The 13,103-nt window shown below is 64.1% G+C and carries 10 protein-coding genes; 6 read left to right on the top strand and 4 right to left on the bottom strand.

From position 1 onward, the window contains the following. Positions 1 to 7 precede the first annotated feature (7 nt). Entirely contained in the window at positions 8 to 142 is a 135-nt protein-coding gene (locus ACTTAI_RS03695; RefSeq protein WP_444454410.1) for a hypothetical protein, read from the top strand. On the opposite strand, the gene ACTTAI_RS03690 is transcribed toward ACTTAI_RS03695, so the two are convergent. From ACTTAI_RS03690 to ACTTAI_RS03675, 4 genes are all read right to left on the bottom strand, one after another. Continuing rightward, a complete protein-coding gene (locus tag ACTTAI_RS03690) occupies positions 143 to 1,372 on the bottom strand; it encodes a DUF1501 domain-containing protein (RefSeq protein WP_444454408.1) in 1,230 nt (409 codons plus the stop codon). It lies immediately after the preceding gene. Positions 1,373 to 1,376: 4 nt separating this feature from the next. Beyond that, positions 1,377 to 2,750 (bottom strand): DUF1800 domain-containing protein, encoded by a 1,374-nt coding sequence (locus tag ACTTAI_RS03685; RefSeq protein WP_444454406.1) that lies wholly within the window; start codon positions 2,748 to 2,750, stop codon positions 1,377 to 1,379. A 99-nt stretch (positions 2,751 to 2,849) separates the two neighbouring features. Next, on the bottom strand, positions 2,850 to 4,631 hold the full coding sequence (gene aspS, locus ACTTAI_RS03680; RefSeq protein ID WP_444454404.1) for an aspartate--tRNA ligase: 1,782 nt from the start codon (positions 4,629 to 4,631) through the stop codon (positions 2,850 to 2,852). 121 nt (positions 4,632 to 4,752) lie between these two features. Next, positions 4,753 to 5,862 carry a phosphatase PAP2 family protein gene (locus ACTTAI_RS03675; protein WP_444454402.1) on the bottom strand — a complete coding sequence of 370 codons (1,110 nt, stop codon included), beginning with the start codon at positions 5,860 to 5,862 and terminating at the stop codon, positions 4,753 to 4,755. A gap of 265 nt (positions 5,863 to 6,127) precedes the next feature. Here ACTTAI_RS03675 and carB point away from each other — a divergent pair, with 265 nt between their 5' ends. The 5 genes from carB to ACTTAI_RS03650 all read left to right on the top strand — a co-directional run bounded on the left by carB (position 6,128) and on the right by ACTTAI_RS03650 (position 12,980). Next, positions 6,128 to 9,460 (top strand): carbamoyl-phosphate synthase large subunit, encoded by a 3,333-nt coding sequence (carB, locus tag ACTTAI_RS03670; RefSeq protein ID WP_444454400.1) that lies wholly within the window; start codon positions 6,128 to 6,130, stop codon positions 9,458 to 9,460. Positions 9,461 to 9,621: 161 nt separating this feature from the next. Then, positions 9,622 to 10,323, top strand: a complete 702-nt coding sequence (locus ACTTAI_RS03665) for a porin (protein WP_444454398.1) — start codon at positions 9,622 to 9,624, stop codon at positions 10,321 to 10,323. Between the two features lie 242 nt (positions 10,324 to 10,565). Further along, entirely contained in the window at positions 10,566 to 11,639 is a 1,074-nt protein-coding gene (locus tag ACTTAI_RS03660; protein ID WP_444454397.1) for an NAD(P)/FAD-dependent oxidoreductase, read from the top strand. A 44-nt stretch (positions 11,640 to 11,683) separates the two neighbouring features. After that, positions 11,684 to 12,043, top strand: a complete 360-nt coding sequence (locus tag ACTTAI_RS03655) for a carboxymuconolactone decarboxylase family protein (protein ID WP_444454395.1) — start codon at positions 11,684 to 11,686, stop codon at positions 12,041 to 12,043. Between the two features lie 97 nt (positions 12,044 to 12,140). After that, positions 12,141 to 12,980 (top strand): glycoside hydrolase family 25 protein, encoded by an 840-nt coding sequence (locus ACTTAI_RS03650; RefSeq protein ID WP_444454392.1) that lies wholly within the window; start codon positions 12,141 to 12,143, stop codon positions 12,978 to 12,980. Positions 12,981 to 13,103: the final 123 nt, after the last annotated feature.

The following is a 13,103-nucleotide window of genomic DNA, read 5'->3' as shown; positions in this document are numbered from 1 at the left end:
GACCACCATGAAAACTCAAGCCCTTCGCCTTCTGAACGATCAGCGCCTGATTGATGCGGCGCATTGGACCAGCTTCAGCCTTGGCGCGACGAGCCTTGTCGTCGCCATCGGCGGCACCGCCTGGACCGCCTTCTTCGCCTGATCAGGCGAGGAAGCGCGGGTCCGTCCCCATGTCGAGCCCCGGGAAAATCGCGCGTTCCAGCGTCTCGCGCGAGGTTCCGTAGAGCCCCGCCAGCGCCCAGGCAGCATAGGCGCGAATGTCCGCCGTCGGCATCAGGTCACGCCCGGCATAAAGATCGGCATCGGCCAACCCCGGCCATATGCTATAGACCTTGCCGCCCTTGAGCGCGCCGCCCGCCATCACCATCGCACCGCCGGTGCCATGATCTGTGCCTGCCGTGCCGTTCTGCCGTGCGGTGCGGCCAAACTCCGTCATCGCCAGAACCAGCGTCTCGCGCCAGACCGGGCCAAGCTCTGTTTTCAGCGTCGTGAGCATCGCCGCCAACTGCTCGGCCGGACGACGCAACGCGTTCTCCTGACCATGGTGGGTGTCCCAACCTGTCAGCGAAAAGGCGGCGATCCGTGCCTCGCGCCGCAGCCGCGAGGCCGCAAAGGCCGCCAGCGCATTGTAACCCGGGATCTTCTCCGCCGCGGGTTTCGGCGGACGCCGCCGGGTCATGGTCAGATCTTCCGCGGACATCTCGCCGTCGGACGCAATTTCGGGCTCGGTCATCGTCAACGCATCGGCCGCTGCGGTGCGAAACAGCGGATCATCGTGATAGATCGTCTCAAGCAGCCGCCGCCCCTGCGAGGACAGGCCAAGCCAGGCATCCGGAGCCCAGGACATCGTCGGCGCCGCTCCGGACAGGATGCGCAGTTCCTCCTCGCCCACCGAATAGGCGGTCTCGGCCGTCGCGCCGGGCAAGGTCTGCAACAGCCGGTTCAACCAGCCGTCGCGGATCATCGAGACGGGCACGTCCATCCCGGTCCCGGCCTCCAGCATATCCTGACCGTCGAAATGGCTGCGCTTGTCACGATAGGGGGTGGAGACGGCATGGGCAAAGCCAAGCTCGCCCGCGGTCCACATCGGCATCAGCTGCGGCACAAGCCGCGGATGCAGCGCGAAGAACCCGTCCAGATCCGCCGCCCCCGCTGTCGGCCCGATGGCGAAATCGGGGCGCAGTTTCATAAGCAGCGGATCGCCATAGGGCTGCACGATGTCGAGCCCGTCCATGCCGCCACGCAGGATGATCACCACCAGCCGCCGATCCCCCGGCACGGCGGCGAAGGTCACCGAATTCATCAGCGGATGCGCCGCCGCCGAGCAGCCCGCCAGCATCGCGCTTTGCAAGAAGAACCGCCGTGTCAGCATGGGCTCATCTCCTCATGAATTCCGCCGAAGCGAGCACCAGCGCCACCGCTTCGACCTTGGTTTCGGACCGCGGCACCGCCTGCGCCAAAGCCGGGGACAGCCGCGGACCCAGGGTCGCCTCGGCAAAGGCCCTCAGATCTGCGGGGGCGGGGCTGTAACGCGCCGGCACCCGCATCGCCCAGTTGATGCGTGCCGCAAGCTGCTGCGGCGAGATCCATTCCGCGTCGTCCTCGGGCCAACCGTCGGGACCGTTCGGCGCAAGCCAGGGCTGCCCCATCATGCGCATCGGGCCAAAGGCGGTCACGCGGATTTCCTTGCCTTCGCGCGCCATCACCGCTTCGCCGTCAACGCCAAGCGCCCGCAACCCGGTGGCGACATAGTCGAAGGGCTGGCGCACCTTGGCAAACTGCGGGCTCAGCGCGGCGGGATGGGTCAAAAGCACCTTGTAGACCGGCATCAGTTCGCCCCCCGAGCGGCTGTAGGCCTCGGCCATCGCGGTGACCAGCGCCGGATCGGGCGCGGGGCCGACGAAATGCACCGCCAGTTTCGAGGCGAGATGATGCGCCGTGTCCGGATGCAGCGCCAGAGTGTCAAGCACCGCGTAGATGTCTTCGACCTTCGCGGGATCGCCGCCGAAGGTCTTGCCCAGCACCGTCTCGGCTCCTGGCTCGGCCAGATTGGGGGCGAAAGCGAAACCCTCGCCCGAATCCGCCTGCATGCCGGTGAAGAGCTCCGCCAGTTGCCGCACGTCGGTCTGGGTGTAGCGGCCAGCCACGCCCAGCGTATGCAACTCCATCACCTCGCGGGCGAGGTTTTCATTCAGACCAAGGCCCGGCCGTTTTTTTGCCCGTCGCGAATTCGGTCCGATCGAAAAGGTCTGATCAAGATAGATCAGCATCATCGGATGGGTTTCGGCCACCCGCAGCAGGGTCTTGAAATTGCCCGTGATATGGGGGCGCAATGCCTCGCCGTGGGCGCAAGACAGGCCGACATCCTGCCGCCGCTTCGCCATCACGGTGAAATGGTCGCGCCAGAACGCCCAGAGCCTTTCGCGAAAGCCGTCCGGCGCCTCGACCGCGCGGGCCAGCGACAGCTGCAGGTTCTGCAACAGCACCGTGGTCATGCGCTGCTGTTGCGTCTCAAGCGCGGCCTGCATCGCCTCGATCTCGGCCGGGCTTGCGTGTTTGGCGGTTTTCTTGGCCGTGCGGAACTCACGGGCAAGAGCCAGGGCCGCTTCGGTGTTCAGCCCCGGCCAGCGCGCCGCCAGATCATCGGGACCGGCCAGACCGGCCAGCATCGCCTCGGCATCGGCCGGAGCAGGCTTGCCCGGCGCGGGGCCAAAGCCGAACCGCACCTGCGCCAGTTGCGAGAACTCCATCCTGCCCTCCCCTCAGAGACGAACGCGATGGATGTTACGCACAAACGAAAGAGTGCCGTCGTCACCTTCGGCACCCTTTTGCTCACGCTTGCGTGAAGATCAGGATTCTTTCGGCAGCACCCGCAGCCGCAATTCGCGCAGCTGTTCATTGGTGGGCTCGCTGGGCGCGCCCATCATCAGGTCTTCGGCACGCTGGTTCATCGGGAACATGATGACTTCGCGGATGTTCGCCGTATCGGCCAGCAGCATCACGATCCGGTCGATGCCCGCCGCACACCCGCCGTGGGGCGGGGCCCCGTAGCGGAACGCCTTGACCATGCCGCCGAAGCGTTTTTCCACTTCTTCCTTCGGGTAGCCCGCCAGCTCGAAGGCCTTGAACATGATGTCGGGGCGGTGGTTGCGGATGCCGCCCGAGACCAGTTCGTAGCCGTTGCAGGCAAGGTCATATTGATAGGCATAGACCTTGAGCGGATCGCCCATCAGCGCCTCGAGCCCGCCTTGCGGCATCGAGAACGGGTTGTGACTGAAGTCGATCTTGCCTTCGTCGGTCTTCTCGTACATCGGGAAGTCGACGATCCAGGCGAAGCGGAAGGTGTCGGTCTCGGTCAGGCCCAGCTCGCGGCCGATCTCGTTGCGCGCCTTGCCCGCGACGGATTCGAACTGCTCGGCCTTGCCGCCAAGGAAGAAGACGGCATCGCCCTCGTTCAGGTTCAACTGCGTGCGAATGGCCTCGGTGCGCTCGGCGCCCAGCGCTTTCGCGATCGGACCGGCGGCTTCCATCGACCCGTCTTCGGCCTTGCGCCAGAAGATATAACCCATGCCCGGCAGGCCGTTCGCTTGCGCAAACGCATTCATCCGGTCGCAGAACTTGCGCGAGCCGCCCGTCGGCGCGGGAATGGCGCGCACTTCGGTGCCGTCGTTTTCAAGCAGTTTCGCAAAGATCGCAAAGCCCGAGTCGCGGAAATGCTCCGACACATCGGCCATCTTGATCGGGTTGCGCAGGTCGGGCTTGTCCGAGCCATACCACAGAAGCGAGTCGCGATAGGCGATGAGCGGCCAGTTCGGATCGACTTTCTTGCCTTTTCCGAATTCCTCGAACAGCCCCTGAATGACCGGCTGCACGGCGGCAAACACGTCTTCCTGCTTCACGAAGCTCATCTCGATGTCGAGCTGATAGAAGTCGGTCGGGCTGCGGTCGGCGCGCGGGTCTTCGTCGCGGAAGCAGGGCGCGATCTGGAAGTAGCGGTCAAACCCCGCCACCATGATCAGCTGCTTGAACTGTTGCGGCGCCTGCGGCAGCGCGTAGAACTTGCCCGGGTGCAGACGCGACGGCACGAGGAAGTCGCGCGCGCCTTCGGGCGAAGACGCGGTGATGATCGGCGTCTGGAATTCGGTGAAGCCGGTGTTCCACATCCGGTTGCGCAGGCTGCGCACCACATGCGAGCGCAGCATCATGTTCTGATGCAGGCTTTCGCGGCGCAGATCGAGGAAGCGATAGGTCAGGCGGGTTTCTTCGGGGTATTCCGGCTCGCCGAAGACCTGCACCGGCAGGTCACCCTCGACCGGGCCGAGCACTTCCACGTCCTTGACGTAAACTTCGATTTCCCCGGTGGGGATCTTCGCGTTGATCAGGCTCGCATCGCGCAGCTTCACCTTGCCGTCGATGCGGATCACCCATTCGGCGCGCACCTTTTCGAGCGCCGAGAACGCCGGGCTGTCGCCGTCGCACAGGATCTGCGTGATGCCGTAATGGTCGCGCAGGTCGATGAAGAGCACACCGCCGTGATCTCGCACCCGATGCACCCAGCCGGACAGACGAACTTCCTCACCCGCATTCGCGGCGTTGAGGGCGGCGCAGGTATGGCTGCGATAGGCGTGCATAGGTTCAGTTCCCTCGGAATGGCCGGGTTTCAAGCTTTCGTCGATACACTCTTTGGGGGGCGGAAAGTCAAGTCCGGGCAAGAGTATTCAAATAGCTCCCCACCTTTGGCTTGCCGCCAGCTTATCCCGCCGTTGCGGCGGCGCGCGGTATACGCGCACAAAGCGCAAGATAAGCCAACCCGATGACAAGAACCGAGGCATAGCCGTCAATCGCATAGTGCCAGCCAAGCCAGACCGATAGAGCCACATAAGTCATGATGTAAAGCCCAGCCGCGACGCGGGCGCCCCAAACCAGCACGCGCGCCCACAGCATAGCGATGCGCTCTTGCCGTGCGAAATCCGCCGCCAGTCTGGCAACATAGAGGCCCAAGACTGTAGCCATCCCGACATGGACCGAGGGAAAGGCAGAAATGCCTGCGCCCAGAGTTCCGTCGTCGCCAGCGTAGCCATGCCACAGCCGCATTTTTATCGCCAAAAGCCCGGAGCCGTCGCTACGCTCGGTCAAAGCCAGTGCCCCTGCATGCGCATGGGTCAAGCCATCGGCAAAAAGATCGGCGAAAATCGGCCCGTAAGACATGAACATCACCGCCAACACGTTTCCAAGCCCCACCCAGCAAAACATCCACAGCCAAATGAAGACGCGGCGACGCGCACCATCGCCATCGAAAGCGATCAGCAACACCGGGAGGAACGTGGCAAAAAGTGCCCAACTGTTGAAGTAGAACTGCAGCAGAGGGCCGATGTGCAATGCCGCCAGAAACCCAAGCAAGTCGTGCGGGCTGTGCCCGAGATGCAAAACAAGATCGGCTCTTGTCAAAAACGGATCGGCCCAGAACGGCACGATTTTGGGCAGCGCATTTTTCACATTCGAAAACAACGTGAAGAAGATCCAGCACAACGCGATGGAGAACAAGACCGAAGGCAGGTTGCGCCAGAGGCGTTGCCTCACCGGGGCCAGCAGCAGAAACCCGACCGCAAGGGCCACCCCAAACCAGCCGGGCGCAAGCAACCGCACCAGAAAGTAGAAAGACTGAAAAGAACGGATGATCACGTTGGACAACGTCGACAGATCAGCACCAACTGCGGCCGTGATGCTCACCGCAATCAAGGTGTAACATATAACACCAAGAGCGAGGTCTTCCGTCTTGGGAAATATCCTGGAGATGAAACGATCCACTCGCGGCTCAGTCGGCGCGGCATCGCAGGCGAAGCGTTGTTCGATCATCGTCATCGTGAGAACTCTCCACACGTCAGTTTGACGTGGATAAACGCCGAATACGGCTGGAATTCGGCATTTTCGTGGGAAAGGTCGGATCAGCGCCACGCCAGACTTGCCGCACCCACAGGGGAAAGGCGCCTGCTTTCTCTCACATGGTCGGAATGTCACGCATCGGGGCTTGCGCCACGCCGCGACCTGACTATAACCCCCATCAATTTGCGCACCGGACCCCATGGCCCGGTGCGTCTTGCCGCGCCATGACATAAAGGGTTCCCCCATGCCGAAGAGAACCGACATCCAGTCCATCCTCATCATCGGCGCGGGCCCCATCATCATCGGGCAGGCCTGCGAATTCGACTATTCGGGCGCCCAGGCCTGCAAGGCGCTGCGCGAAGAAGGCTACCGGGTCATTCTGGTGAACTCGAACCCCGCGACGATCATGACCGACCCGGAAATGGCCGACGCGACCTATATCGAGCCGATCACCCCCGAGGTCGTCGCGAAGATCATCGAAAAGGAACGCCCCGACGCGCTTTTGCCGACGATGGGCGGGCAGACCGGGCTGAACACCTCGCTGGCGCTGGCCGACATGGGCGTGCTGGAAAAATTCGGCGTCGAGCTGATCGGCGCCAACCGCGAGGCCATCGAGATGGCCGAAGACCGGAAACTCTTCCGCGAGGCGATGGACCGGATCGGGCTGGAAAACCCGAAAGCGACGATCATCTCGGCGCCGAAGCTGGAAAACGGCAAATACGACATCTCGGCCGGCGTGCGTCAGGCGCTGATCGACCTTGAACACATCGGCCTGCCCGCGATCATCCGCCCGGCCTTCACGCTCGGCGGCACCGGCGGCGGCGTCGCCTACAACCGGGACGATTACGAGGCCATCGTGCGCTCGGGGCTTGATGCCTCGCCCGTCGCGCAGGTGCTGATCGACGAGTCGCTTCTGGGCTGGAAAGAATACGAGATGGAGGTGGTGCGCGACAAAGCCGACAATGCCATCATCGTCTGCTCGATTGAAAACGTCGATCCGATGGGCGTGCACACGGGCGATTCCATCACCGTCGCCCCGGCACTGACGCTGACCGACAAGGAATATCAGATCATGCGCAACGGTTCGATCGCCGTGCTGCGCGAAATCGGCGTCGAGACCGGCGGCTCGAACGTGCAATGGGCGATCAACCCGAAAGACGGCCGCATGGTGGTGATCGAGATGAACCCGCGCGTCAGCCGCTCCTCGGCGCTGGCCTCGAAAGCCACCGGCTTCCCGATTGCCAAAATCGCGGCGAAGCTGGCCGTCGGCTACACGCTCGATGAACTCGACAACGACATTACTAAGGTCACGCCCGCGTCGTTCGAGCCGACCATCGACTATGTCGTGACGAAGATCCCGCGTTTTGCGTTCGAAAAATTCCCCGGCTCGAAGCCGGAACTGACCACCGCGATGAAATCGGTGGGCGAGGCGATGGCCATTGGCCGGACCTTCCACGAATCGGTGCAAAAGGCGCTGGCCTCGATGGAAACCGGCCTGACCGGCTTTGACGAAATCGCCATCGAAGGCGCGCCCGACAAGGCCGCGGTGATCAAGGCGATCTCCCGCCAGACCCCGGACCGGATGCGGCTGATCGCGCAAGCCATGCGCCATGGCCTGACCGACGCCGAAATCGTCACCGCCACCGCCTTTGATCCATGGTTCCTCGCCCGGATCCGCGAAATCGTCGAGGCCGAAGCCGCGATCCGCAAGAACGGCCTGCCGCTCGATGAAAAGGGCCTGCGCAAGCTGAAGATGATGGGCTTCACCGATGCGCGTCTGGCGAAACTGACCGGCCGCGACGAAGGTCAGGTCCGCCGCGCCCGCCGCAATCTGGGCGTCACCGCCGTCTTCAAGCGCATCGACACCTGCGCCGCCGAGTTCGAGGCGCAGACCCCCTACATGTATTCGACCTACGAAGTCCCCGCGATGGGCGATGTCGAATGCGAGGCCCGGCCCTCGGATCGCAAGAAAGTGGTGATCCTTGGCGGCGGCCCGAACCGGATCGGTCAGGGGATCGAGTTCGATTACTGCTGCTGCCATGCCTGCTTCGCGCTGACAAAGGCGGGCTATGAAACCATCATGATCAACTGCAACCCGGAAACGGTGTCGACCGACTATGACACCTCGGACCGGCTGTATTTCGAGCCGCTGACGCTGGAACATGTGCTGGAAATCCTGCGCGTCGAGCAGGACAACGGCACGCTGCATGGCGTGATCGTGCAATTCGGCGGCCAGACGCCGCTCAAGCTCGCGAATGCGCTCGAAGCCGAAGGCATCCCGATCCTTGGCACCACGCCGGACGCCATCGACCTTGCCGAAGACCGCGAGCGCTTCCAGCACCTGCTCAATGATCTGGAGCTGAAGCAGCCGGTCAACGGCATCGCCTCGACCGAGGCGCAAGCCTTTGAAATCGCGGGCCGCGTCGGCTATCCGCTGGTGATCCGCCCGTCCTATGTGCTGGGCGGCCGCGCGATGGAAATCGTGCGCGATACCGAGCATCTGAAGCGCTACATCACCACCGCGGTGCATGTCTCGGGCGACAGCCCGGTTCTGCTCGACAGCTATCTCTCGGGTGCGATCGAGGTCGATGTGGATGCGCTCTCAGATGGCAAGACCGTCCATGTCGCGGGCATCATGCAGCATATCGAAGAAGCGGGCGTCCATTCGGGCGATTCCGCCTGCTCGCTGCCGCCCTATTCGCTGTCGGCCGAAACCGTGGCGGAGCTGAAGGCGCAGACCGAGAAAATGGCGCTGGCGCTGGGCGTCGTCGGGCTGATGAACGTGCAATTCGCGATCAAGGACGGGGTGATCTACGTCCTTGAAGTCAACCCGCGCGCCTCGCGCACGGTGCCCTTCGTCGCCAAGGCCACCGACTCGGCCATTGCCTCGATCGCCGCGCGGCTGATGGCGGGCGAGCCGATGGCGAACTTCCCGCAGCGCGCCGCCTATCCCGAAGGCGTCGGCCCGGAAACGCCCCTGCCCTTCGCCGATCCGCTGACGCTCGCCGATCCGAACACGCCGTGGTTCTCGGTCAAGGAGGCGGTGCTGCCCTTCGCCCGCTTCCCGGGCGTCGACACGCTGCTCGGGCCGGAAATGCGCTCGACCGGGGAAGTCATGGGCTGGGACCGCAACTTCCCGCGCGCTTTCCTCAAGGCGCAGATGGGCGCGGGCACGCATCTGCCGGAATGCGGCCGCGTGTTCCTGTCGATCAAGGATGCCGACAAGTCGGACGATCTGGCCAATGCCGCCCGCGATCTGATCGCGATGGGCTTCACGCTGGTCGCCACCCGCGGCACCGGCGCCTGGCTGAAGGAAAAGGGCGTCGAGGCCGAGGCGGTGAACAAGGTCTACGAGGGCCGTCCGAATATCGTCGATCGGCTGAAGAATGGCGATATCGCGCTGGTCTTCAACACCACCGACGGCAACCAGTCGGTCTCAGACAGCCGCGAAATCCGCGCCGTCGCGCTTTACGACAAGATCCCCTATTTCACCACCGCCGCCGCCTCCATCGCCGCCGTCGCCGCGATGAAGAGCCGTGCCGAGGGCGAAATCTCGGTCCGTCCGCTGCAGGCCTGATCCCACGACACGGAGCCCCAGCGGCTCCGTGTCCCATCGACTGCGGGCTATCACATCATATTGCGCTGCGTCACGTTGCCGCCACAAGGCGCGGCAATCCAAGGTTGTGCACCTCCTCCGTCCTGCCTAGAATCGTCCAAACAACAATTTTGGAGGCAGGAATGAAACGAATTTTCCTTTGCATCTTGGCATGTAGCGCGCTTGGCGCCCCGGCCGCTCAGGCCGCAGAAGTCACCGGCGCCAGCCTTGGCCTTGACTACAGCGCCTTCACTGATGACAGCGAGGGCACCGTCAGCAAAACCGCCCTTTCGGGAAGTCTCGAACTCGGCTTCGACCGCAACTTCGGCCTGCAAGGCGATATGTCGATCGGCCATTTCGGCCTCTTGGATGCCGACACCGCCAGCCTTGCGCTGCACGGCCTCTATCACGCCAGCGAGAATGCCTCGCTCGGTGCTTTCTTCGGCCGCGATGAGATCGAGGGCAAGGGCTACAATTTCTACGGCGCCGAAGTCGGCTTCGAACAGGGCCAGTTAAATGGCGATGCCTATGTCGCCGGTGGCGAATTTTCCAACATCGACGGCACATTGATGGGGATCGGCATCGGCTATGACGCAACCGATGCTTTCACCCTTGGCGCTTCCTATGACAATCTCGACGTCGAAGGCTACGACATGTCACGGGCGCAGCTCGAAGCCGAATACCGGATCGACAACTTTGCGCTGACTGCCCAGCTCGGCAGCGCCGATATCGAGAATACCGGGTCGGAAACCTACTTCGGCCTCGGGGCCAAGTTCAATTTCGGCGCCAAGCGCGGCGCCACCTTCGACCAGCGCGGCGTTCTGGCGGTGTGGCCGGGCCTCTGATCTACGACCAGAAAGCCTCCGCGCAAGACAGGACAGGCCGGAACGAGACCTCGTTCCGGCCGTTCAGGTTCAAATAAACGGCACCAGCGGCACGCTGTCGCCGCAGGCCGCCAGAGCCAGCAGAAGTCCAAGCATCAAAACCTGTTTCATCGCGCCCTCCTTGGCTGCCTCAGCCTAAGCCCGGGACCACAGGCGATGCAATCACCCTTTTCTTTGCCCGGGCGGCTCACTAACCTGCCGCCATGCAGACCGATTTTCTCATTCTTGGCGGTGGCATCGCGGGGCTTTCCGCGGCCGCCCATCTGGCCCCCCTCGGCACGGCTACCCTGCTCGAGGCAGAGGCCGATCTGGCCTATCACGCCTCGGCCCGCTCGGCCGCGCTTTATGAACCGCGCTATGGCAATCCGGTCGTGGTGGCGCTCTCGCTGGCCTCGCAGGCGTTCTACGAGGGCTCCGGGCTGCTCACCCCGCGCGGGCTGATGGTGGTGGATGACGCCGCGCACGAGGCCCGGTTCCGCGAGCATCTTGACCATTTTCAACTGGATGAACTGACGATCCCCGCAGCGCAGGCGCTCTGGCCGATCCTGAACCCCGAGACGGTGGCCTTTGCCGGTTATGCCGAGCGCGCGAAGGACATCGACACCGATGCGCTTCTGGCCCGCTACACCCGCGAGGCCCGGGCGGCAGGTGCCACGATCCGCACCCGGGCACGGGCGACGCGCATCACCCGCACCTCCACGGGTTGGGAGGTCGAGGCGGGGGGCGCGGTCTTCATTGCGAAGATCCTGATCAACGCGGCGGGCGCCTGGGTCGATCAGGTGGCCGCGCTGGCGGGGGTCGGGACTCTTGGCTTCACGCCGCTGCGCCGCTCGATGGCGCGCATCCCGGCGCCCGAGGGAATGGATGTGCGGTCCTGGCCGATGGTGATCGGCGGCGGCGAGGACTGGTATACGAAGCCCGATGCCGGGGCGCTGATCGTGTCTCCGGCCGACGAGGACCCAGCCGAGCCGCATGATGCCTGGGCCGATGACATGGTGCTGGCCGAGGGGCTGGCGCGCTATGAAGAGGCGGTGACCGCCCCGGTGACCCGGCTTCTGGCGAATTGGGCAGGCCTGCGCACCTTCGCCCCCGACCGCGCGCCGGTGATCGGCTTTGACGCGGCCGAGCCCGGCTTCTTCTGGCTCGCCGGTCAGGGCGGCTATGGCTTCCAGCTGGCGCCTGCGGCGGCGGAACTCGTGGCCGATCTGATCGCGGGCCGTCCGCCTGCGCTGGACCGCGACCTTCTCGACAGCCTCGCGCCGTCGCGTTTTGATTGACATTCCAAATTATGAATATATCTAGGTCTCAAAAGGAGGCCCAGATGAGCTACAAGACCAAGATCGAGACGATGCGCGGTGAACTGCGCGTGATGCGCAAGATCATCCCCGATGCGATGCGCGGCTTTGGCGAGATGGAAAAGGCCATCACCGAGAACGGCGTGATGGACAAGCGCCAGAAGGAATGGATCGCGCTCGCCATGGGCATTGCTCAGCGCTGCGAGCCCTGCATCAACTTCCACATCGGCGCGATGATGCGCGCGGGCGGCACGCGCGAAGAGCTGGCCGATATCTGCGCCGTGGCGATCCAGATGGGGGGCGGCCCGGCGATGATGTATGCGGCCCATGCGCTCGCCTGCTGGGACGAACTCGCCGCCGATCAGCCCGGCGCCACCAGCGCCTGAGCGTCAATTTTCCGCAAGCCCGGCCACGCCCCCGTGACAGCGGGGGCGTTTTGCGTCACCCTTTGCTCCAATCAGACCAGCACGGGCAGAGGCAGGCATGCGGATTTCAACGATTCTCGTCACGACAGCGCTTTGCGCGCTGATCATGGGCTGCGGCCATCACGGGCGTGGGCATCATGGCCCGGTCAAGGGACGGCTCGAATCGCCCTCGGACCTGGATGCCGCCGATTACCGCGCACCCGGCCTGCCCTCGGGTTTTGGCGACACCGATCCGCATGACTGGCAAGGCATCACGCCCGCGCGCTACGCGGTGCATGGCCTTGATGCCTCGCGCTATCAGGGCGCGATCGACTGGCGGGCCGCCCGGCGGGCCGGGGTGTCCTTTGCATGGCTGAAAGCAACCGAAGGCGGCGACCGCGTCGATCCGGGGTTTGAACAGAACGCAGCCCCCGCGCGCGCGGCTGGTGTGCCGGTCGGGGCCTATCACTTCTACTATTTCTGCCGCCCGGCCTCGGAACAGGCGGCGTGGTTCATCCGCAATGTCCCCGAACAACCGGGCGATCTGCCGCCGGTGCTCGACATCGAATGGAACCCCGATTCGCCCAGCTGCAAGGCGCGCCCCGATGCCGCCAAAGTGCGCTCGGAAATGCGCACCTTCCTGAGCCTGCTCGAGCGCCATTACGGCACCCAGCCCGTCGTCTACACCACCCCGGACTTCTACCGCGACAACGATCTGGGCAGCATGTCGGGGGTGGATTTCTGGCTGCGTGCCGTCACCGCGCATCCGTCCGAGCGCTACCCGGGCGAACGCTGGACCTTCTGGCAATATACCGGCACCGGCGTCGTGCCGGGTGTCGGCGGCAAGGTCGACATCAACGCCTTTGCGGGGTCCCGCGGCGCCTGGGAAAGCTGGCTCGCCGCCCGCGCTCAGCGCTGAAAGGTAAAGGGGGCCCTGCCCCCCTCTTGGCCTTCGGCCAATTCACCCCCCGGCGTATTTGAACCAAGAAAAAGCACAGGGTTTTTCTTGGTTCAAATACGCAAATCCTGTCCGCAGATCACA

This window comes from Rhodobacter capsulatus (assembly GCF_052363175.1).
Taxonomy (GTDB): Bacteria; Pseudomonadota; Alphaproteobacteria; order Rhodobacterales; family Rhodobacteraceae; genus Rhodobacter; species Rhodobacter capsulatus_D.
Note: the sequence above shows the minus strand (reverse complement) of the source record. Positions and strands in the feature narration are given on the sequence as shown.